The organism is Arthrobacter sp. P2b, from assembly GCF_900168295.1.
Lineage (GTDB): Bacteria > Actinomycetota > Actinomycetes > Actinomycetales > Micrococcaceae > Arthrobacter.
This window is the reverse complement of sequence record NZ_FVZL01000003.1, coordinates 44,287-65,563: the sequence shown is the minus strand read 5'-3', so window position 1 is coordinate 65,563 and position 21,277 is coordinate 44,287. Positions and strand designations below refer to the sequence as shown.

The following is a 21,277-nucleotide window of genomic DNA, read 5'->3' as shown; positions in this document are numbered from 1 at the left end:
AGCTTCCAGAATCCTTCAAGGAGCCGATCCCCATGGCTGATATCTCCATTTCCAACCTCATCAAGACCTACCCCGGCGGCACCGAACGGGCCACCGACGACGTCTCGCTTCACATTGCCGACGGCAGCTTCACGGTGCTGCTTGGCCCGTCCGGCTGCGGGAAAACCACCCTGCTGCGCATGCTGGCCGGACTCGAACTTCCTGACTCCGGCTCCATCTCCATCGGCGGGCGGGACGTCACCTACCTGCCGCCCAACAAGCGGAACATCTCCATGGTGTTCCAGTCCTACGCGGTCTTCCCGCACCGCTCCGTCCGGTACAACATCGGGTTCGGACTCCAGATGGCCAAGGTCGCCAAGGAGCAGATCGACAAGAAGGTCCAGTGGGCCGCTGACCTGCTGCAGCTGACCCCCTACCTGGACCGGCTGCCGGCGCAGCTTTCCGGCGGCCAGCGCCAGAGGGTTGCCGTAGCCAGGGCCATCGTGGTGGACGCGGACGTGCTGCTGATGGACGAGCCGCTGTCCAACCTGGACGCCCTGCTGCGCCTGAATTTCCGGTCCGAGCTGAAGAAGATCGTGCAGGACCTGGGCACCACCACGGTGTATGTCACCCACGACCAAAGCGAGGCACTGTCCCTCGGGGACCAGGTGGCCGTGATGCGCAAGGGCCGGATTGCCCAACTGGGCGACCCGCTGGACGTCTATGACGCACCGAGTGACCGCTTCGTGGGCGGCTTCATCGGTTCCCCGCCGATGAACTTTGTTGACGCAGCAGTGACCCCGGACGGCGAGCTGGTGGTCGGGGACCAGAGGCTCATGGCACCGTCATTGCTCCAGTCGTTCGGGAACCACAGCATTGTCCTGGGCGTCCGCGCCGAAAACGTGTCCGTGGCAAAGGAACGCGCCTCCGGGCACATCGCCGCCACGGTCCTGGTGGTGGAGCCCATGGGCTCCACCATCCTGCTCACCGTGGATGTGGAAGGACAGACCCTCAAGGTCCAGGCCCCGCCCAGCTTCCGAACCGCTCCCCATCAGACCATCTGGCTGGGCTTCTCGCCCAACACCATGCGCTTCTATGACCGCGAAACCTCAATGGCACTGGAGGCCAACTAGATGACCCACCACGACGTCAGCAACGAAGAGCTCCGCAACGCCGCAATCGAAGTTCTGCGCCGCAATGACCTGGGCACCATGACGACGGCGGCGCCCGACCTTTATCCCCACATGTGGAGTTGGGATGCGGCGTTCGTTGCGATAGGCCTGGCCAGGGTGAGCGTGCCCCGCGCCATCACCGAGCTGCGTACCCTGTTGGACGCCCAGTGGTCCACCGGCATGATTCCGCACATTGTTTTCAGCGAGGATGAAAAGCGCTACTTTCCGGGCTTTGACCGCTGGGGCACGGCCACCGCCAAGGCACTCCCGGAGGGCGTCAAGAGCAGCGGCATCTGCCAACCGCCGGTGCACGTCATCGCGCTGCAGCACATCCTTGACCGCGGCCGGGAGAACGGCGGATCCGACCAGGCAGCGGCAGAGGAGTTTCTCCGCGAATCCTTCGATGGCTGGCTGGCCTGGCACCGCTGGCTGGCCACTGTCCGGGATCCCGAAGGCGTGGGCCTGGTGGAGATCCACCACGGCTGGGAATCGGGCTTTGACAACTCCCCCCGCTGGGACGGCCCGTACGCGGCCATCCACCCCGGCGAGCTGGAGCCGTTCACCCGCCGGGACGTCCTCCATGTGGCGGATGCCAGCGAAAGGCCGGACGACGCCGAATACGCGAAGTACCTCTGGCTCGTCCAGCAGATGGCATCCGTAGGCTTCGACGACCAGGCCGTGCAGGAGATTGTGGATTTCCGGGTCCGGGACGTCTTCTTCTCAGGAATTATGGCAGCCTCCACCGAGGTCCTGGCCAACCTGGCCGCTGAACTTGGACGCCCCGAGGAAGCGGAACTGCGGGGGCTGGCCGAACGCTTCCGCCGCGGGGTGGCCTCCACGGTGGACCCGGAGACGGGGCTGGCCCGGGACTACGACGTCCTGGCGGGCGAATGGATTTCCACCGAAACGGTGTCCGGTTTCGCGCCGCTGGTGGCCGGCGGCGATGCCGCACTCCTGTCGAGGCAGCGTGAACTGCTGCAGGGCAAGGACTGGATGGCATTCCCCGGAATGCGGTTTGCACTCCCGCCGTCCACCTCCCCCGCCAGTGCGGCCTTCAGGCCGAGGACCTACTGGCGCGGGCCGGTGTGGCCGTTCCTGAACCTGCTGCTGGGCTGGGCAAGCGATCGTGACGGGCAGGCTGACCTGGTCAAGACACTCCGCTCGGAGTCCCTGCAGCAGTTGGCCGACCTCACCTTCGCGGAGTACTACGAACCGTTTACGGCAGAGCCCTTGGGAAGCCTCGCCCAGGCATGGACGGCAGCCGCTGCCCTGGAATGGCTCGGGAACCCGTGACTGCAGTGCTGATTGCCTGCGACAAGTTCAAGGGCAGCCTTACGTCCGCTGAAGTCTGCGCTGCGGTGGAGGCGGGCATCCGGAGGGTACGTCCGGACACAGCCGTGGCTGCCATGCCGATGGCCGACGGCGGCGAGGGCTCCGTTGCCGCTGCCCTCAGCGCGGGTTTCGCGGAAATCACGACGACGGTCACTGGGCCGGGAGGGCAGCCGGTAGCGGCGTCGTTTGCGCTGCGCCGCAGCGACGGCACGGCCGTGGTGGAAATGGCTAAGGCATCCGGGCTCCTCCAGCTCCCCGGCGGCCTTCCCGATCCCCTGGGGGCAACGAGTTTCGGCACCGGCGAACTGGTCCGGGCTGCTCTGGACGCCGGTGCCCGCACCATCATCCTGGCCGTCGGCGGCAGTGCATCCACCGACGGCGGGGCCGGTTTCCTGCAGGCGCTCGGCGCCACCCTTTCGACGGCAGACGGAACACCGCTGGGACGGGGCGGGAAGGCACTCGGTGATCTCGCCGTCGTCGACCTTAAAACGCTGGATTCGCGGCTGACCGATTGCCGGATCATCCTGGCCGCCGACGTCGATAATCCGCTCCTGGGACCTCGGGGGGCTGCCGCCGTCTACGCTCCACAGAAGGGCGCTGACGAATCCCACGTGCGGCTGCTGGAGGAAGGCCTCGGCCATTACGTGCGGACGCTGCGTGCCGCCGGGCTGCCCGCCGGTGCTGAAGACCTGCCCGGCGCAGGTGCCGCCGGCGGCCTGGGCTTTGCCGCCCAAAGCGTACTTGGCGCCACCATGCGGCCCGGGATTGACGTCATGATGGACCTTGCCGGGTTCGGTGAGGCCCTGGCAACCCTCACCAGCGCCGACCTGGTCATTACGGGCGAGGGATCTTTGGATAGACAGACCCTGAACGGCAAGGCCGTCGCGGGAGTGGCCAGGGCGGCCTGGGACGCCGGAGTGCCCGCTGTTGCCGTCTGCGGGCGGGGACTTTTGGAACGCGGCGAGCTGGCCGGCCTCGGCATCAGTCAGGCCTATGCCCTCACGGACCACGAACCGGACGTGGCCCGCTGTATCTCCAATGCCGCTGCGCTGCTGGAATCGGCGGCGGAACAGCTCGCCCGGGAATGGATCAGGGCGGAAGCCTCGCTCCCCGGATGAAGTAAGTTGTTTGAGGGAACGGGAGGATGACATGGCGGTGGAACGAGTGCCGGCGAGCCTTGGCGGGGCGACGTCGCACGGGCGGCTGCTGGAGTTGATCCGCTCCACCGGCGGGCTGTCGCGCCAACAGCTCCTGGCTGCGACGGGCATGTCCCGGGCCACCCTGTATGAGCGGCTCGAGAGCCTCCTGCGCCGCGGTTATATCTACGAGGCGGAGTCCCTGGAGGCCACGGGTGGGCGCCGCTCACGCAAGATCCGGTTCGATGACCGGGGCAGGGTGGTGCTGACCATCGCCCTGGGCCAGACACACGCCACTGTAAGTGTCACCAATACCCGCGGAAAGACGTTGCGCTCACTCACCAGCAGCCAGGCGATCGGTGGACAAGCCCAGTCCGTGCTGATGCCCCTTGTCGAAGCCGGGAAGAGACTGCTGGCACAGGGAACCGGTGAGGTTCTTATTGGGGTCGGGGTCAGTGTGCCAACCCCGGTGGAAGCGGAAACAGGCTATGTTGCCCATGCCACCACCATTCCCGATTGGCCCCGGGATGCCGTAGCGCGTGCCATATCAGAGGCCTGGGAGGTCCCCTTCGTCGTCGAAAACGATGCCCGGGCTGCCGCGCTGGGAGAACGTGTCAGCGACGACGAAACCATTGTCTACGTCAAAGTGGGAACGGGCATCGGCTGCGGCATTGTGGTGGAAGGGACCATCTTGCGCGGCGCCCGCGGCGCGGCCGGGGACATCGGCCATATCCGGATGGCCGAGGACGGTCCGTTGTGCCGGTGCGGACGCCATGGCTGCCTTGCCGCCTACAGCTCGGGCCGTGCCATCGCCGACCGCCTTGGCGGGCCGGGGCCGGATCCGCTCCAGGCCATCAGCGACGCTGCCCGCGCCGGCGACCCGGTTGTGGAGCCGATCGTGGAAGCGGCAGCGGGTGTGCTGGGCAGGGCACTCTCCGCAACCATCACCACCCTGAACCCGGACCGGCTGGTAATCGGCGGAATCATCGGGGCGGTTCCGGCATATGTGGAACAGGTCAGGAGCACTGTGATGGCAACCGTGGTGGAACGGATTGCAGACGGACTCGCCATTGAAGCCGGCGATCCAGGCGACCAGTCCGCCTCCCGGGGACTGGTCACGCTGGTGATGCGGAAGGTATTCTCCCCGGCAGCCATAGACGCGGTGGCTAACGAGGCCGTCCTGGCCTGAGCCGCACGAAAGAAACTTGAGCGGATCTTGAGACACAGGCAATAGGTGGCCTTTAGGATCAGGGAAGTGCCTGCTGGCACGGAACTGGCGGCTGCTGGGGCAGCCTTATCGATTGCGGGGACCGATCTCTGTGTTCAAGTTCGTGAAGATACTTACGGCCACTCTTGGCGTCGGCCTGGGCCTCACATTTGCGGGAGTGCAGCCTGTGCAGGCAGCACCGGCAACCGCCCAGATTACGCTTAGTCCAACCACCGGTCCTGCGGGGTCCGCCGTCACGGTCAGCGGGACCGGGTTCAGGGTCTCCACCTCAGGAACGGTCATCGCGGGCTCCACCACGTTTGGCTTCCGGACCACCTCAACAGGTGCTTTCAGCACAGCAATCACCATTCCTTCAACCGCAACAGGAAGGCTGACCATCTCGGCAAAAACATCTTCGGTCCAGGCGTCCTCGGTGTTCACTGTGGCAGCGCCGGTGGCGGTGCTGCCCCCGGCACTGCCACCGGTCAGCACTGCTGCCCTGAAGTTTGGGGTCGCCACCACGGGCGGGCCGCTGGCAAGTGCAGAACTGGACGAGGTGTCACGGCTGGCCGGGGAAAGCCCGTCCAGCGTCCTGTTCTACAAGGATTTCCTCCAGGCGCCGCCGATCAATGAGATGAACGCCGTGCGGGCGCGTGGCGCCGTGCCCCTGGTGACCTGGGAGCCGTGGGCCTGGGGCGGCGGGCTCGACCAGCCCGCCTACTCCCTGGACAGGATTGCCGCCGGAGACTTCGATGCCCGCATCACCCAGTGGGGACAGGCATTGGCCGCCTGGGGCTACCCGATGCAGCTGAGGTTCGCCCACGAGATGAACGGCGACTGGTACCCGTGGGCTGAAGGGGTCAACGGCAACGAGGCCGGGGACTACGTCCAGGCGTGGCGCCACGTGCACGATGTGATGGCGGCCACCGGGGCGTCGAACGTCTCGTGGGTGTGGAGCCCGAATGTTCCCTACTGGGGCTCCACCGACCTGTCCGGCCTTTTTCCGGGTGCCGGCTACGTGGATATTGTCGCGCTGGACGGGTACAACTGGGGCACGTCCGCCTCGTGGAGCGGCTGGATTTCGCCGCAGGATCTCTTCGCGCCCGGAATCGCCCAGCTGCGGTCGCTGGCTCCGGGAGTTCCGATTTTGATCGCCGAGACGGCCTCCAGTGAGGCGGGCGGGTCCAAGGCCGCGTGGAACACGGACTTGGTGTCCTACCTTGCGGCCCAGCCGGATGTGATGGGCTTCGTCTGGTTCCATATGCAGAAGGAAGCCGACTGGCGCATTAACAGCAGCGACGCCTCGGCGTCCGCCTTCAATTCTGCGTTGGCGGCGCGCCGGGCGTCGTAGTCCCTGCTGCTGGTTAGGGCCGGGCTGCGGGGTTGCGGCGGACCAGGGCGATCAGGGCCACGCCAATCAGCATGATGCCCAGCGCTGTGAGCAGTCCGGCCCCTACGTTGAGTCCGGTGTAGGCCAGGGCTGCCCCGGACGCGGGGATGGAGGTGTTCATTCCGTACATTGTTAGTTGATGTCCTCTGCTGTGTATTGTGCTTCCCAGCGGTCGATGCGCCGCCGGGTGATTTTGGTGGTGAGTACTGCTGACCAGGACGCCAGGAACCATCCGGAGCGCAGCCACATGAACAGTTCCTGCGGGAAGAAGGTGGCCGCAATGAGGACGTCTTTCCAGTCCCAGTGCGGTATCCGCAGTGCTCGCTTGATGTCCAGCGCCACGAACAGGATGGGCACCAGCCACCAGAACAGGACCACCTGGAACACGCCGAGGGTCAGCGACAGCACCATGACGGCGATCCACAGGATTTTGAGGAAGACGCCCAGCAGGCCCATGGCCTGCTGGGCCCAGTCCCGGAGTGTCAGGCGGTTGAGCCCCAGGTCCAGCAGGTCCTCCACCGTGCCCACCTGCCATTTCATCCGCTGGCCCCAGAGGGCCTTGATGGACTTCATGGAATCCGTGTAGGCCCGCACGTCCGTCGAGACCTGGCATACGTAGCCGAGTTCCCGGATCCGGTAGGTCAGCTCGAAGTCTTCAACCTGCGAGGTATAGACCCAGGGCCCCTCCCGGTCGTCCCGGGCAGCAATCTGCCGTAGGACCGCGTTGTTGATCGCACAGCCGGTACCGGCAAGCACGCTCGTCCGTCCCCGCCGCAGCGCCGTATCGGTCCACGTGGCAAACTCCGCTTTTTGTAGCCGGCTCAGCAGCCCGGGATCCTGCATGGTGAATTTCGAGGAGGACCCTCCCAGGAAGACGCGTTCCCCGCCACTGAATTCAGCTTCCCAGGCTGCCAGCGCATTAGGCGGCAGCACGGTGTCCGCGTCCAGGCAGACCAGCACGTCCGCGTCATAGGCATACTCCGCCCACGCGCGGTTCAGTGCCTCGGACTTGCGGTGTTCCAGCCGGGGCAGCTCCATCACGGTGACCGGATACTTCCGCGCTTCCCTCGCTGTCGAATCGGTGCAGCCGTTGGGAACCACCACGATCAGGTCCGCAGGACGGTCCTGGCGCATCAGCCCGTCAAGCGTCGCCCCGATGGACGCGGCCTCGTTGTACGCGGGGACCAGCACCACCACGCGCAGCCCGGAAACAGGGACACCTGAGTGCACCGTGGTGTCAGCTGCCGAGGGCAAAACCGTGGACAAGGAGGCCTCCTACTGGACGTCGAAAAGTCCGGCCGGACCTTCCAATCCAGCTAATAGCCCCTATCTCAGATTTCGCCCGCACCCGGCATCAAGCTTCAATCAATTAGTCTCAATTCTTCCTCAATGCATTTTCTTGAGACTCACAATTCACAACTAATCTAAAAAACACATGCAAAAAACCACTAGCGCGCATTGATTCCATTTGTGCTTCTGGTCACAATTTCAGGCTAAATGGGCAAATTAGAATTGAATTTTATTTATGGGCCGGCTGCAGGGCGGCCCTTCACGTGCTCCCCGGCTGCCCGACCCATCCTCCAGGGACGCCATCGGAGCAAAAATAGAGTACACACTACTCGTGTGCTCCCCTTTGGCCTCCGGGTACTGTCGCCAGAAGTATTGCTGAGGGCATTCTGACTGTCATGGGGGGCAGGCTATGAGTAGTGAGCTACACGTGCACGGTGCACGGTATCAGGCAGGGGTCGGTGACAGAGGCAGCTGCGGGACAGCGTCGTCCCGCCGGCGGTCACCGGCCCCGGCGTCCATCCCGCCGGCCCGGGATGAGGTCTTCTCGGCAGACAACTGGTGGGAAAACCCCGCAAAATTCCTGCTGGATGTCCATGCCGACACGGAGCATGATTCCTTGTGGTTGCTGGCCCTGACCGCCAAGTCAGCACTTCTGCAGGCTACCGGCCAGCTTTTCGACTGTGCCGTGACACTGGCCCGTCCGGGAAAGACCCCCTTGACTGCCGGGAACTGCAACCGTGCCGCCAGCCTTGCCATGTGGGACGAAAACAGCGGTGAGGGGCCCTTGTCGCAGGCACTGGCAGGGCGGCTGGCGGTCACTGTCAACGGTTATTCACGAGATCTGCGCTGGCCCGCCTACCGGGAACAGCTGCGGATTTCCGTTTACCGGTCGGTCGCGTCTGTGCCGCTGCCGATGGCAGCAGGACACTTCGGTGCGATGACGCTTCTTGCCACAAACGGCGGCGTCTTTACTCCTGCTGTTCTTGGCAAAGTTATGGCCTTCGGCGCAGTGGCCGCCACGAGCCTGACGGCAGCAACTGAGGTCAGGGAGGCACTAAGTGCGGCAGATCAGGCGCGTTCGGCGTTGAAGGGGCGTACGTCGATCGATGTCGCCTGCGGTGTGATCATGGCAAGGAACCGCTGCTCCTATGACGAGGCGTTCGCCGTCCTCCTCAATGCCTCCAACCACAACAGCGTGTACCCGAACGATGCCGCGGAGACCATCCTCGACGACCTGCCGGGCGGTGCTCCCGCCGTTCATTTCAAACGCTGAACCGGTAGGGTCAGGCAGCACCTACCAGGCCCGCAAAGAGGGATGGGTGGACGATCATGTTGCCGGGATGGGCGTGCCGCAGGGTGTCCAGCATGACTCCCAACCCGCCGTCTTTGGGGAGAAACCCGCAAATACCCATCCGGGCAGCCTCAGTCAGTGCTTCCTGTGACGGGTTGCCGGTGAGCATGATGATCCGGGCCTTCGGTGCTTCCGAGAGGATATGTGCGGCGGCCTTGAGGCCTGACCCGTCCGTCAGATGAAGGTCCATAATTACGACGTCGGGACGCAACTCGCGGAACATGGTCACCGCGGACTCCACTGACTTCGCCGCCCCCACACTTTTCAGGTCCGGTTCCCGATCCAGTGCCCCGGCCAGCAGGTCCGAAAAGGTGGTGTGGTCATCAACGATCAGGATGCTCAGCCGTTCGGTTTCCTGCTCGGTCACCACCGGTGCAGCGGCACGGCTTTCGGCCACTACGTGGATAGGGGTCCGGCCCTCCGATGGCATGCGTCCTGCCGCGGTGCTGGTCAGGAGCCTGGCGTGTGCCTCTTTCAGCGCCGGACTGGGCGCGCAGCCCAGTTCCTCGTCCAACACCTTGCGGCAGCGGTCATACGCCCGCAGTGCCTCTGTTTTCTCGCCGTTTCGCTCCAGCCCCAGAATCAGGGCCGTCCAGGCCCGTTCATTCAGGGGATCTTCCTTCGCCGCCACACCGCCCCACGTAATCGCTTTGCCCACGTCCCCGACGGCCAGCGCGGTCTCAGCCGCCTGGACCCGGACCATACTGACACGGGCTGCGTGCAGGGCCCTTTCCTCCTCAGCCCAGGTCGGCAGCAACTCATCCCCCAGCAGCGGGGCAGAAGCGATCTCGAGTGCTTCGGTGAGCAGTGCCAGCGCGGCGGGCGCGTCGGCCTGGCTGGCCTGCGTGGTCAGTGTGTCGAACCGGTTCAGGTCCAGGTCCACCAGCGAGCGGTCGATCGCGTAGCCGCCGGTGACCGTCCGCAGCGGGCCAGTCCGGCCGGTACCCGGCTGCAAGTGCCGCCGCAGGACACTGACATAGCTTTCCAGGGTGGGCAACGCCACCGACGGATGATTGTCACCCCACAGCAGGTCCATGATGCGGGTCTTGGACACCGCCGAGCCGAAGTTCAACAAAAGGATCTCCAGCACCTGCCGGGGCTTGGGCCCGCCAAGATCGTTCGAGCCCAGCTCCCTATCCCCTCGGCGGATGGTCAACGGGCCGAAAACCGAAATCGTCAGCACCGGCGCCTGCTGTGATGCGGGAACCTGCCCCGGACCGCCGCTCTTCTTCGCCATCTCCAAAATAGTCACGATGTGCCCCCCGAGTAAGTGAGTACTGCTGGTTTCTATTGAATTGGCGGGAAAAAGGGCGAACAACAGTGGTCACTACTCGCTTGCAGGCCGGCTATTTTCGTCTGACTACTTGGTACTTGGGGGCAGATACTCAGCGGCCATACAGGCGAAACGGGGCTGTACTCGGGCAAAACCACTAAGCGATGAGGCGTTTGTGCTGGTGAAACGTGAATCGTGGCGAACCTGTCTCAAACGATTGGACAAACCTAGGTAGCCCGGCGCGGAGGCGAAATCACGGATTCTGCGCCGCACCCCGTAATCCCCCTATTTTCACGATGACGCGGAAGATGGGCTTCTCTCGGAACCCTGCATAGTCCAGGCGGCCGGGTGGACAGGCGGCATGTGATTGGTCCATCCTGAGTGGTAAGCGTCGCACCTTTGTGGGGACGTTTCCCTTGTGGCCGAGTGCAGGGCCTTGAGGAGTACCGCTAGAGCCTGCTGGCGGACAGATGCACACCGGGGAAAGAGAGCCGACATGGCCACCTCGCATTTCACAATGTTCCTTGCAGAAGCCACCGTCCCTGAATTCGACACGGACTGCCCCCTGACCGCCGACTGCCTTTACGGCCTGTACGTCAGCTGGTGTGTCCTGCAGGGTATGGATGCAAAACCGGACGTCACTTTCCGAGCAGCAATGCACTGCCGGGACGTCGACGTTCATGATAGCCGGCTTCGAATGGTAGGCCCGGCGGCCGCGGACTATATCCTCTCCAGCTACCCCACCGCGGCTTGATCATGTCCATACATCCGGCGGGCCCGGTTAGAGAAACAGCCATGAACGATGCCCTTCCACAGGCCTATGAACTCTCCGGAGTAGCAGGGAGGATGCTTTCCGGCCTCCTCACCGAGGACGATGCCTCCAAGGCGGTCCAGTCCCTGTCGTACGTCTTAAAGGACTCGATCCCGAACTCGGCAGGAGCTGGGGCGTCAATCATTCACCCCCGCGGCCGTAGCGAAAGCACCGGTGCCACCGATACGGTCGTGCTCGGAGCGGACAAACTGCAGTACAGGTTCGGCGAGGGACCGTGCCTCAGCGCTTGGGCGGAACAGCGCCCCATCATCATCCAGGACATCCGGGAAGAAATTCGCTGGCCTACCTGGACGGCGGCCGTGGCGGATCTTCCGCTTCGTTCTGTTCTCAGCGCACCGCTGACCACTGGGCGAAGAAAAATTGGTGCCCTGAAGGTCTACTCCCCCCTCCCGCTGTCATTTGATGACACCTCGGTCTTCCTGATCGAGCGGCTCGCCAGCCCAGTCGCGGTCTTGCTGCGCCACATGCGGGACCGGGAAGCTGCACAACGGATGAGTGAGGAACTGGCGGAGGCCCTGGCCAACAGAGACATGATTGCAAAAGCGCAAGGGATCCTGATGGAGCGCATGAATTTGAACTCACAGGAGGCTTTGGAGGTACTGTTGGCCCGCTCTCGTGGAGAGAGCACACCACTCCACGATGTAGCACGGGATATTCTCCGAGAGGCCACCCGGGAGTAGGGGTAGCAGCGGAGCCTCGCTACCCAGGCCGGCTCCCCGAAGCCCTCACTGCATGGTTCGGCCCCCGGCGGTAAGACCGCCGGGGGCTTTCGAACCTGTTACCGGGTATCCATCCGGCGGGTGGCCGTTCCGCCGCGGCTGGACACGGCCCTGACGGATGTGACCTGCTGGCGCGGGCCGGGCTTAGCTGACAGGGACCAGCTGCCCAGGGAATTGATGGGGACGGTTCCCAGCAGGGTTTCGGTACGTCCGGGCGTGACGTCGTAGACCTTCACCGAGGCTGAACCGGTGGGGACGGCCCCGTCGATCCTGGAGGTTCCCGCAACGTCCATGTCCTTGTTAAGGCGGTGCCGCGCGGTGGTGATGGTGAGGACGTCGCTCGTTGCCGTCGGGGTTGCTGTCGCCGTCGGTTCCGCGGGGGCAGCGGTGGCCGTCTCCGTTGGCTCGGCAGTGGCACTTGCGCTGGCGGTTGGTTCCGGCGTTTCCGTTGTCGGCTCGTCCGTGGGTTCCTCCACCGGTTCCTCCACCGGCGCGGTCTGGTTGATCGGATGCGGCTTCGAGGCCTCGATGGGGTGGTTGGGGTCGGGGTCGTTCGTGTCGATGCCCACGCTGAACTGCGCCATCATGTCGTGGTCCTCATGCGGGAGGTTGTGGCAGTGGATCATGTACCTGCCGCGGTGGTGCTCAAACTTCATGAGCAACCGGACCGTCTCGCCCTCGCCGACGTACACCACGTCCTTGGGCCCGCGTTCGTAGGCAAACGGCGGCCGTCCGTTGCGGCTGAGGATCTGGAAGTCCACCAGGTGGATGTGGACGGGATGGAACCATCCGCCGGAGCTGTTTTCGATGGTCCAGATTTCCACATCGTCCAGGTCCGGATCGGCCAGGACCTTCTTGTAGCCGCTTTCAACCACCTCGTCCCACGTCATGCCGCCGATGGTCCAGATGTCGTTGTCCCGCTTCACGCGCATGTGCCGGCTCTTCACGGACTGGGAAGGTGTCAGGCTCATGGGCCCGCTCGGGGTGAGCAGAGTCGGCATGACCTTTGCGGCCGGACCGGACGTGTCCACCGGTTCGTCGGTCACATCAAAGGCCATGACCTTGCCCGTGAAGTCGTAGTCCACGTTGTTGTCGTTGGACAGGTTGCGCAGTTCCACGCGCCGTCCTGCCGCGTATTTGGAAAAGTCGATGAGGACCTCGTAGCGCTCCCCGCCGCTGTGCCGCCATGACGACACCTGCTGGGCAGTGGGCATCAGCCCGCCGTCCGTGGCCACCATGGTCACCGGATCCCCCGTGCTCAAGGAGAAACGGTAGGAACGTGCAATCGAGGCATTGAGGATGCGGAAGCGGTAAATCCGCCGCTGGACCTTCATGACCGGCCACGGTGCCCCGTTGACAAGGACGACGTCGCCCCAGAGGCCGGAGTGGGTGTTGTCGTCGTAGGCCAGTTGTCCGTCGGCCGCGAACATGGCGTCGGATACCGTCAGCGGCACATCGAACTTGCCCTGGGGAAGCAGGCTGCGTTCCACGTCGTCATGCATGTGGTACTGGCCGGCGAGCCCGGAGTAGACACTTTGCGCCGTGTTGTGGACTGCATGGTCGTGGTACCAGAGGGTCCGTGCCGGCTGGAAGTTCGGGTACTCGTAGTCCTTGCAGAAGCCAAGCCCGGTCAGGTCGTTGGCGTACCCGTCGAACTGCGGCAGCGACGCCGAACCGTGCAGGTGGGTGGACGTATCCAGCCGGTAGCCCCACTGCGGGTGGAACAGCGGCAGAATGTTGTCCATCATCAGGGTGATTCGTTCGCCCTGGTTCACCTTGATGGTGGGGCCCGGGAACGTCCCGTTGTAGCCAAGGATGGGTGTGCTCAAGCCTGGGACGATATTGGCCGAACCGAGCTTCTGCTCGATGCGGTAGTGATGCCGCTTGTGGCCGTCCGGGTCCACCGTGGTGCGCGTCGGCGCAACCACCGTGGGCACCTCGAGGGTCCTCTGGAAGGGCCTGGGCATGTTGCTGGGTGCCAGCCGGCTTGCCGACTTCGCATCCACTGACGTCAACGGCACCGCCAGACCAAAGGCGCCGATGATTCCAACTCCACCTATTTGCAATGCCTGCCGGCGTGTGATTGACATGGCTAAAGACTGGAATAACCACCCTGAGAAAACATTGGGGAAATCTGGTCCTCTGGCGAAGTGCACCTCGCCGAAAGCCCTTGAAGGCGCTTGCCGCTGCGGAGTACTCTGCACGAAAAGCCTGCGGCCCATGGGATGAGGAAGGACGCGGATGAACCTGCTGAGCCAGATCTTTGCCGGCGGAACCGCCCTGGCCCTGCTCGCCGTCGGGCCCCTGGAGATTTTCTTCCACGGTGACCGCCGCTTCTACCGGATCTTCCTGATCAAACCTGAGGATGTTGCGGCCGTGCGCATGTGGGCGATGAACGTTGGCGCCTACAACATCACCTTTGGCGTGGGCATTGCCGCCGGCCTGTGGATGGTGAACACCGGGAACGCCGCCGGCGGGACAGCGATCGTGCTCTTCTGCTGCGCGAGCCACATCTTCCTGGGATTCTGGCTGTGGGTCACCGAAAAACGGCTGCTGACCAGTGCCATTGGACAGGCATTGTTTCCCGGCCTGGCAGTGCTCTTCTACGTTTTCTTCCGGTAAAGCCGGGACGACCCGCAAAAGCGGCTTTGGCTCCGGGCGCCGGCAAGGGGAAAGCCCCTCCTAGGAGGGGCTTTCAACGTAGTGGTCATTTGTCTTCTGGTAACGGTCAGCGGTGATGCACTCCCCCTTCCCGGACGCCCCTCAGCGCCCATCCGGACTATGACAAGAACTGACTCTAATAAGCCGGGCCCCCTACGTAAAGTGCTTCGGCAAAGGAAATTCGCTGGAGATTATTCGCGCAGGTGGAGGACGCTGCAGAGGGCAGGCAGCGGGCAAGCAGGCACCCTACGTCCCCCGCCCGGCGGACACCAGTTCACGCTCCGGCACCTCCGCAGAGGCAGAACGGACGACGGCGGGCTCCAGCCTTTCGTTGGCCCAGCGGCGGAGCGGCCGCTCCACCAGGCGGAAGGACGCGCAGGCCAGCAGCACGGTGAGGACGGCCGCCAGCGCGATGCGGAGAGGCAGCTCCGGGATCAAGGGCATCAGCAGCAGGTAGACGGGGATGTGCCAGAGGTACACGGCGTAGGAGAGGTCCCGGCCGGGGCCTGCAAGCCAGGGGTGGCTGAGGAACCGTGCCATGAAGCCGGCCGGCTGCAGGACCAGCGATCCGATCAGCGTTGCCGCCAGCAGGGACAGCACCGTGGGGCCGGCCGTCCAGAAAACACCGAACCACGGGCCGGGGGTGTCCGGTTCCTTCAGCAGGAACACCGCAGCCACCACGATGGCGGCCGCCAGCGGGGCGCCCCACCGGGCAGCCGCCTGCAGGGAGCCGTGGAGTGGTGAGCCCCGGCGGACGCAGGTGAACAGCAGGGCCAGCGCGCAGCCGATCAGCAGCTCATCGGCCCTGGTGTCCGGCCCGTTGTAGAGTCGGCCCAACGGCGCGCCGAGTGCAACCAGCACGAACCGTTCCAGCAGGAAGGCGACGGCCAGGCCGGCCGTTATCCACGTGACAACGCGCAGGTTCCAGAACCGCAGCATCAGCAGGAGCAGCGGCGGCCACACCAGGTAGAACTGCTCCTCCACGGCGAGGGTCCAGGTGGGGCCGAGGGTTTCGCCGGTGATGGAATTGCCGAAGACGCCGACGTGGGCCAGGTTCATGACGTACCCGGCGGCCGGCAGGACGAAGCCCTCCTGGCCGCCCCACCCGGACGCGGGAAAGAGCAGCCCCACCGCGAGGATCACAGCGCACAGCGCCAGCAGCGCGGGCCACAGCCTGGCCAGCCGCTTGGCGTAGAAAACACCGAGGCGCAGCCGCCCGGTGCTGAGGCGTTCCTTCAGGATCAGCAGGGTGATCACAAAACCGCTCAGCGTGAAGAACACGTCCACGCCGATGAACCCGCCGGGGATGAGTTCCGTTGCCGTGTGGAAGAAAAAGACGCCCGCTACGGCGATGGTGCGCAGCCCGTCCAGGGCATGCTGGCGCCCGGATACGAGCCCCGTGTCGGGGGCTGCCGCGCGTTCTTTGACTGATGAAATTCCGCTGCTTGACCTAAAAACCACTAAGCAAGCATATATAACGTTCCGGTAACTGCGCTGGGTGAAGGCTGGGCGGAACCTCCAAGAGGAGGCGTACGACGGCGGCGCGGGGCCGTCGTCGTACGCCTTCTTCCTCGGACCCTACGCTGCGCCCGGAGGTTCTGTGACGGCGGAGGGACCACTGCGGGAGGGGTCAAAAGTGCCGGAGCCACCCAGCGCCACCTGTCCCGTTAGTGACCCGCTGCATGCGTCACAACGTCCCACAAACTGATGCGGGCAATCGAAATCCTGCCCTTCCGGGGCCGGCAGTACGACGTGCATCAGCTTGGACTATCGCATCAGGGCGTACGCGGTGACCAGTGCGGCAATCATCAGGACGACGACACCCAAAACAGCGAGAGGCTGGCCGTTTCCCTTGGCAGGACCAGGCCCTCTGCGGCGCCCGTGCCTGCGCTCAATTACATTTGCCATGCGCCGAGTCTATGCAGCCCAAGGCGCCGGCACCCGCGCATCGCGTACCTGTCTTTGAAAGGCCAACTACTTGAATAAAGGGTACGACGGCGGCGCGCGCCGCCGTCGTCGTAAGCACCACACAGCGGCACCAAGCATGGGCCATTGTGAAGCAAATAGGCAGGCGTTACGATGCTGGCGGGGAGAGGTCCTGGTCTGCATGACGTCCATGAGAGGGCCCATCACATGACCGACTTCTTCACCATGCAGCCCGGCGAGACCGCTGCTCCCCTGCCGCCGGGGCCCGTGCTGTGCACCGGCTCGGCGTCCATGCGGAGGATCCACCGCTTTTTCCTGTGGGCGTACGACGAAGCGCCCGGCCTGGTGCGCTCCGTCAAGGCTGGGGACACCGCCCGCGCCGCGTACGTGGGGGAAGTGCTCGGCAACTTCGACAAGGTCCTCCACGTGCACCACGAGGGCGAGGACCTGCTGATGTACCCGCAACTGGAGCAGCGGGCCCCGGCCTGCGCGCTGCACGTGGGGCAGATGCTCGAGCAGCACAGGCAGGTCACCCAACGGCTGGAGCACATCGAGCCCAACCGCCTGCGCTGGATGGAGACCGCCGACCTCGAAGCCGGCTCGGAACTCGCCGCACGCTACGAGGACCTGTCGGCTGTCCTGAAAGTGCACCTGCGGCGCGAGGTCACGGAGGTGATGCCCGTGGCGGACAGGGTGATGACGGAGGAGGAGAACAAGAACATCGGGCAGCACGGGATCAAACAGTTCGACAAGAAATTCATGGTCGCCTATCTCGGGATGGTGCTGGCCACCAACCCTCCCGCGGACCGGAGGGAACTGTTCAACGAGATCCCCGCACCGGTCCGCCTCGCCTACAAACTCGTGGGGCGCGGCATGTACCGGAGACAATACGCCACACTTTTTCCGGGACGCCCCATTCCCGAGACGCTCTAACCAGCCGGTGGCCTGGCGTGTGGAAGCGCGGACGACGGCGGCACGTGCCGTCGTCGTTCGGGTGGCCCTGGCCGTTGTCATCGCCATGGGGGCGATCGCCGCTTCCCAGGTGGACGTCAAGGACCCACCCGGCGCCGTGGGGCAGATAGGTGCTGACCGGTTCCAGGCCGCGGACCAGTACCTGCAGGAACAGATGGAGCAGCTGGGCCTGCCGGGAGTGCAGCTCGCGGTGGTGGAGGGTGACCAACTGGTCCACCTTGCCGCGTTCGGCGTGGCTGACGCCTCCGGGCGCCCCATGACCCCGCAAACGCCGGTACTCCTCGCCTCAACGAGCAAAGCCCTCACCGCCGTCGCCGTGATGCAGCAGGTGGATGCCGGCCGGCTGGACCTGAACACGCCGGCAAGGGACTACCTTCCGTGGTTCCGCACGGCGGACGAGTCAAAATCTGCACGAATCACGGTGGCCCATCTGCTGAACCACACGGCGGGCTTCTCGGAACGGGACGGCCGCGCCTACCAGGCCGCGGATGACCGCAGCCCGCAGGCCCTGGAGCAGGGCGTCAGGGATCTGTCGGACGCGGTCCTCGTTGATGACCCGGGCAAAACCTTCACCTACTCGAACCTCAACTACGACATCCTGGGCCTGCTGGTGCAGTCGGTGACGGGTGAAAGTTTCGCCCAGTACATGAAGCTCTACGTTTATACGCCCCTGCAGATGGCTGACAGCCATGCCTCTGCCGATTACGCAGCGGCCAACCGGGCAGCCCAGGGTTACTACCAGTGGTTCAGTTCCGTTTGGCATCCGGCTGACATGCCGGTCCCCGCAATGGGCGCGCCCTCGTCCACCATGTACTCCTCGGCCGAGGATCTGAGCCGCCTTCTCATCGCAGAACTGTCAGGCGGGCAATATGCCGGAAGGGCCATCGTGTCCCCCGAATCCGCCGCGGCGCTCCTGAAACCGACGGTCAATGTGGACCAGTTCAGCTCATACGCGATGGCATGGTTTGCCCGGCCGCTGTGGGAGAACCTGGACCCGGCGGGGCCCAAGGATCAGTGGTACGGCCTGCCGCTGGTGCTGGAGCACACCGGTTCGTGGTCCAACACGCAGTCATTTCTGGCCATGGTTCCCGGCGAGCGCCTGGGCGTTGTGTTGCTGGTCAACGGCGCCAGCCAGTCCACCGCTTCCCTGGCCCGTGCCATGGACAGCAACGTCCTGAGGATCCTCCATGGCAAGGCGCCCGTGCCGGCGGAAGTCCGGGAGGAGCCGCTTCAGCAGTACGGCTGGGCGGTGGCGCTGCTGGCCCTCCTCGCGGAGCTCGTGTCGCTGGGTTTCGTGGGCCGCGCACTGAACCGGTGGGGACGGAGCGGCCGGCCGGTTCCGGGACGCCGGATCGCCGCCGTCGCGGTTCTGCCCCTGCTGCTGGACGCGGCCATCCTGTGGCTGGGACTGGTCTACATCCCGAACCATTTCGACGCCGACCTGCCGGTCATCGTGCGCACAGTCCCCGACGCCGGGCTGTTTATTGTGCCCGCCCTGGTGTTGGCGGCGGTGTGGGCTACCGTGCGGACTGCCGTGGCGGCATGGCTTTGGTTCCGTTCGCGGGCAGCAGCGCCAGGGCCGTCCCCCACAGCACCATTGCGACACCCCACATCGGGCCTTCCATAGCGCCTGCCCGGTCGGGGTAGGCGAGCATGGCCACGCCGATATAGACGGCGGACAGGCTGATGCTCACCCTCAGAAGCGGACGGCCCTGGCCCCACCAGCCCATGATCAGGGCAGCCACCATGATGGTGATGCCCGCGGCGCCCTGGACCGGCCAGTGCTCGATCCCCCAGGTGTCGTGCCCTGCGTTCGGTTCCAGCCTGGACATCTGGAAGGCGTGAATCGAGTACGGCAGCCAGAGCGGCACTCCGGCTGCCCCGAACAGGAGGTGTAGCCAACCCGGCCGCAAGGAACGGTCGGGCGGCGCGATCTCCTTACGTGCGGAGAAAAGGAGTCCGATGGCCGGGACGGCGACAATCAGAGCCAGGGGCAGCGGGCGGCTGTCAGCGCCGAGCATGGCGCACACTACGAGCGCCATGCCCGCCACAACCAGAAGGACTGTTCCGGGCCAGGGGTCACGCGGGTTCAGCGCGATGCTGGCGTAGGATCCTGCCAAGATGAACGTCATCAGGCTCCCCCAACTGGCCTCCAGCGAAACGGCCCAGACATAGCGCTGGTCCACCCAGCCGGGGAGGGTCATGAGATCGGCGATGCCGAAGAGCCCGACGGCGGACACGGCCACCATAAGCCAGGCCACCACACGGACGAACTGCAGCCGGTCGGGCAGGGACTGCTTCTGATCGAGGGCTTGGTCGTCGTCCATAGTTCATTCTCCGGGCAAGCCGGTGGTTGAGCTTGGAGTCGGTGGTTGAGCCTGTCGAAACCTCCAACCGGTGGTTGAGCCTGTCGAAACCCGAGAACACCTTCCGGGGCCCGCCGCGATGGGCACAACTCCCCTGCCTGGAAGTTCGCTGGTCATCCCGGCAAGTGATTTACTGACCAGACCGTCGCATACTCATGGGGGATCAGTATGAAGGGCTTGGTTGCCTCGTTTTTGCTCACATCGCTGGTGCTCACAGGCTGCGCCGTGACTGGTCCTGGTACTCTCGCAACAGCGTCACCAGCGCCCTCGCCGCCATCGGGCGCCAAGCCCTACTCACGTCTGGATCCGGCCGGAATTGAACGGATCAAGACGTCAAAGATTGCATTCTTCGATATGACGTCTGGCGAGCTCAGCAAAAAAAGCGTCGGCCTGGAGGACGGCACCAGCCAGGCGCCGGATGTCCTGATTTCCGATGGTGTCATGGAACTGATCATTGAAGCGCCGACGGGTCTGATCCGTACCCATACGGACAGGCTCCGGCTCAACGGCATGAACAGTGGGCCCGACTTCCGTGAAGTCACATTTTTCCTCACAGCCGAATCATTGCCGGACTTCACGGCCCTGATTCGCGACGGCGTGGACCGCTACGGCATTCCCAGTGAATCGGCAGAGGACTGGATCGAATCCACGTCCCGCCATCCAGACGACAGAAGCGACTTTGCGCTGGCGCCGGGCACTTCGACAGGCCTCCAGGTCCAGTACGACCTCCGCTACGACGGTTCAAAGGACGTCCAGGTCATTATCGTGCACGTCCACCCCGTCTGACCGCCCGTGAAAGACTTGCAGCACAAGCCAGAAGAGAGCACCGTGGAACCCCATCACCAGTACCCTCATAACCCCGCCCAGCACCCGGCAGCTCAGGTCCAAGTACCACCGTTGCCTGCCTGGGCCAAGGTGTTCAGGACGATTCTGCTGGTCGTCGCCGGTCTCCTGATGGTCATGTTGCTGCTTCTTTTTCTTGCGGGCACGTCCGCCTCGGCCGATATGTACACGCCAGGCGGGACAGATGTTCTGCAGGCGACCATCTGGCTCGGTTTGGGAACGGTCGTGATGACAGTCCCGTACCTGATCGCCAGCATCATTTACGCCATCCTCTGGGCGGCTAAGCTGCGCGGCAGAGGCTATCGCGGGTATCCGGCCACCTGGGCCCTGATTGCCGGGCCCGTTGTTGTTGCACTCCCTATCGTGGCCCTAATAGGGCTAATCTCGGTCCACCCCAGCACGCTGTAAAAACGCGGAAGGCTTAAGGTCACACCGTGGTCCCGATCCGGCCACCCTTGTGGGGTGGGCTGTTCGTGACTGCCCTGTCCGGCGGTGCCACCTTTTATACATTCACGGTGGCCAGAGACGAGTACCGGGCCACCCATCTCCGTATGCTGCGGGGCTCGCCCAAGCCGGGCATTTCCGGCAGGGTGGACATCAATCTCCTTGAGCTGGGCCGGAAACATCCCGACGAGCCCGACACTCCTCAATAGGATTTGTTCTTCACCACTTCCCGCCGGAGATGCCGGACACGCTGGATTACGTCCTCCATTGAAATGCGACGAAGAGATTGACAATTATGCGCGCGCAGTGATTCTCGTGTGCCATGAGCCCAGTCAGGTGATTTAGCCATCATTTAGAGCGTGAGGGAGATTTACGGTCCACGTG

General features: G+C 64.4%; 21 protein-coding genes. 14 read left to right on the top strand and 7 right to left on the bottom strand.

What is annotated here, in order from left to right:
• Positions 1-32 precede the first annotated feature (32 nt).
• The 5 genes from B5520_RS07560 (at position 33) to B5520_RS07540 (ending at position 6,177) form a co-directional block, all read left to right on the top strand.
• Positions 33-1,112 carry an ABC transporter ATP-binding protein gene (locus tag B5520_RS07560; protein ID WP_079596713.1) on the top strand — a complete coding sequence of 360 codons (1,080 nt, stop codon included), beginning with the start codon at positions 33-35 and terminating at the stop codon, positions 1,110-1,112.
• Positions 1,113-2,444 carry a glucosylglycerate hydrolase gene (locus B5520_RS07555; protein WP_079596472.1) on the top strand — a complete coding sequence of 444 codons (1,332 nt, stop codon included), beginning with the start codon at positions 1,113-1,115 and terminating at the stop codon, positions 2,442-2,444.
• On the top strand, positions 2,441-3,601 hold the full coding sequence (locus B5520_RS07550; RefSeq protein WP_254865516.1) for a glycerate kinase: 1,161 nt from the start codon (positions 2,441-2,443) through the stop codon (positions 3,599-3,601). Before B5520_RS07555 ends, B5520_RS07550 begins: the two co-directional genes overlap by 4 nt.
• 31 nt (positions 3,602-3,632) lie before the next feature.
• On the top strand, positions 3,633-4,808 hold the full coding sequence (locus B5520_RS07545) for an ROK family transcriptional regulator (RefSeq protein ID WP_176156812.1): 1,176 nt from the start codon (positions 3,633-3,635) through the stop codon (positions 4,806-4,808).
• A gap of 142 nt (positions 4,809-4,950) precedes the next feature.
• Positions 4,951-6,177: a glycosyl hydrolase gene (locus B5520_RS07540; protein ID WP_254865515.1), complete on the top strand. Its 1,227-nt coding sequence runs from the start codon at positions 4,951-4,953 to the stop codon at positions 6,175-6,177.
• Positions 6,178-6,190: 13 nt separating this feature from the next.
• Here the strand turns inward: B5520_RS07540 and B5520_RS22710 are convergent, their stop codons facing one another.
• On the bottom strand, positions 6,191-6,337 hold the full coding sequence (locus tag B5520_RS22710; protein ID WP_176156811.1) for a hypothetical protein: 147 nt from the start codon (positions 6,335-6,337) through the stop codon (positions 6,191-6,193).
• Positions 6,338-6,348: 11 nt separating this feature from the next.
• The gene (locus B5520_RS07535; protein ID WP_079596469.1) at positions 6,349-7,482 is read right to left on the bottom strand and encodes a glycosyltransferase family 2 protein; all 1,134 of its coding nucleotides are present in this window, start codon (positions 7,480-7,482) and stop codon (positions 6,349-6,351) included.
• 433 nt (positions 7,483-7,915) lie between these two features.
• Between B5520_RS07535 and B5520_RS07530 the strand changes: the two genes are divergently transcribed.
• Positions 7,916-8,779 carry a GAF and ANTAR domain-containing protein gene (locus B5520_RS07530; RefSeq protein ID WP_079596468.1) on the top strand — a complete coding sequence of 288 codons (864 nt, stop codon included), beginning with the start codon at positions 7,916-7,918 and terminating at the stop codon, positions 8,777-8,779.
• A 10-nt stretch (positions 8,780-8,789) separates the two neighbouring features.
• Here the strand turns inward: B5520_RS07530 and B5520_RS07525 are convergent, their stop codons facing one another.
• Entirely contained in the window at positions 8,790-10,109 is a 1,320-nt protein-coding gene (locus B5520_RS07525) for a BTAD domain-containing putative transcriptional regulator (protein WP_254865514.1), read from the bottom strand.
• A gap of 517 nt (positions 10,110-10,626) precedes the next feature.
• On the opposite strand from B5520_RS07525, the gene B5520_RS07520 reads away from it, so the two are divergent.
• Together B5520_RS07520 and B5520_RS07515 are read left to right on the top strand one after the other, a co-directional pair.
• Complete coding sequence (locus B5520_RS07520) at positions 10,627-10,884, top strand: hypothetical protein (protein WP_079596466.1); 258 nt, start codon at positions 10,627-10,629, stop codon at positions 10,882-10,884.
• Between the two features lie 41 nt (positions 10,885-10,925).
• Complete coding sequence (locus B5520_RS07515) at positions 10,926-11,642, top strand: GAF and ANTAR domain-containing protein (protein WP_176156810.1); 717 nt, start codon at positions 10,926-10,928, stop codon at positions 11,640-11,642.
• Positions 11,643-11,740: 98 nt separating this feature from the next.
• Here B5520_RS07515 and B5520_RS07510 read toward each other — a convergent pair whose 3' ends face one another.
• Entirely contained in the window at positions 11,741-13,771 is a 2,031-nt protein-coding gene (locus B5520_RS07510) for a multicopper oxidase family protein (protein WP_079596464.1), read from the bottom strand.
• A gap of 151 nt (positions 13,772-13,922) precedes the next feature.
• Here B5520_RS07510 and B5520_RS07505 point away from each other — a divergent pair, with 151 nt between their 5' ends.
• Positions 13,923-14,303 carry a DUF1304 family protein gene (locus tag B5520_RS07505; RefSeq protein WP_079596463.1) on the top strand — a complete coding sequence of 127 codons (381 nt, stop codon included), beginning with the start codon at positions 13,923-13,925 and terminating at the stop codon, positions 14,301-14,303.
• A 285-nt stretch (positions 14,304-14,588) separates the two neighbouring features.
• Here the strand turns inward: B5520_RS07505 and B5520_RS07500 are convergent, their stop codons facing one another.
• Entirely contained in the window at positions 14,589-15,803 is a 1,215-nt protein-coding gene (locus B5520_RS07500; protein WP_254865513.1) for an acyltransferase family protein, read from the bottom strand.
• Positions 15,804-16,109: 306 nt separating this feature from the next.
• The gene (locus B5520_RS22705) at positions 16,110-16,250 is read right to left on the bottom strand and encodes a hypothetical protein (protein WP_176156809.1); all 141 of its coding nucleotides are present in this window, start codon (positions 16,248-16,250) and stop codon (positions 16,110-16,112) included.
• Positions 16,251-16,475: 225 nt separating this feature from the next.
• Here B5520_RS22705 and B5520_RS07495 point away from each other — a divergent pair, with 225 nt between their 5' ends.
• Positions 16,476-17,201 carry a hemerythrin domain-containing protein gene (locus B5520_RS07495; RefSeq protein ID WP_079596462.1) on the top strand — a complete coding sequence of 242 codons (726 nt, stop codon included), beginning with the start codon at positions 16,476-16,478 and terminating at the stop codon, positions 17,199-17,201.
• A gap of 7 nt (positions 17,202-17,208) precedes the next feature.
• Entirely contained in the window at positions 17,209-18,867 is a 1,659-nt protein-coding gene (locus tag B5520_RS07490) for a serine hydrolase domain-containing protein (RefSeq protein WP_104443455.1), read from the top strand.
• Here the strand turns inward: B5520_RS07490 and B5520_RS07485 are convergent.
• The gene (locus B5520_RS07485; RefSeq protein ID WP_079596460.1) at positions 18,758-19,567 is read right to left on the bottom strand and encodes a hypothetical protein; all 810 of its coding nucleotides are present in this window, start codon (positions 19,565-19,567) and stop codon (positions 18,758-18,760) included. The genes B5520_RS07490 and B5520_RS07485 overlap by 110 nt on opposite strands.
• A 393-nt stretch (positions 19,568-19,960) precedes the next feature.
• On the opposite strand from B5520_RS07485, the gene B5520_RS07480 reads away from it, so the two are divergent.
• Genes B5520_RS07480 through B5520_RS07470 form a run of 3 tightly spaced genes read left to right on the top strand, consistent with a single transcriptional unit; the run spans position 19,961 to position 21,102 of the window.
• Positions 19,961-20,392, top strand: coding sequence for a hypothetical protein (locus tag B5520_RS07480; protein ID WP_254865512.1), 432 nt, complete (start codon positions 19,961-19,963; stop codon positions 20,390-20,392).
• A gap of 42 nt (positions 20,393-20,434) precedes the next feature.
• Positions 20,435-20,857, top strand: a complete 423-nt coding sequence (locus B5520_RS07475) for a hypothetical protein (RefSeq protein ID WP_079596458.1) — start codon at positions 20,435-20,437, stop codon at positions 20,855-20,857.
• A gap of 26 nt (positions 20,858-20,883) precedes the next feature.
• On the top strand, positions 20,884-21,102 hold the full coding sequence (locus B5520_RS07470) for a hypothetical protein (protein ID WP_176156808.1): 219 nt from the start codon (positions 20,884-20,886) through the stop codon (positions 21,100-21,102).
• The last annotated feature ends 175 nt before the right edge of the window (positions 21,103-21,277 follow it).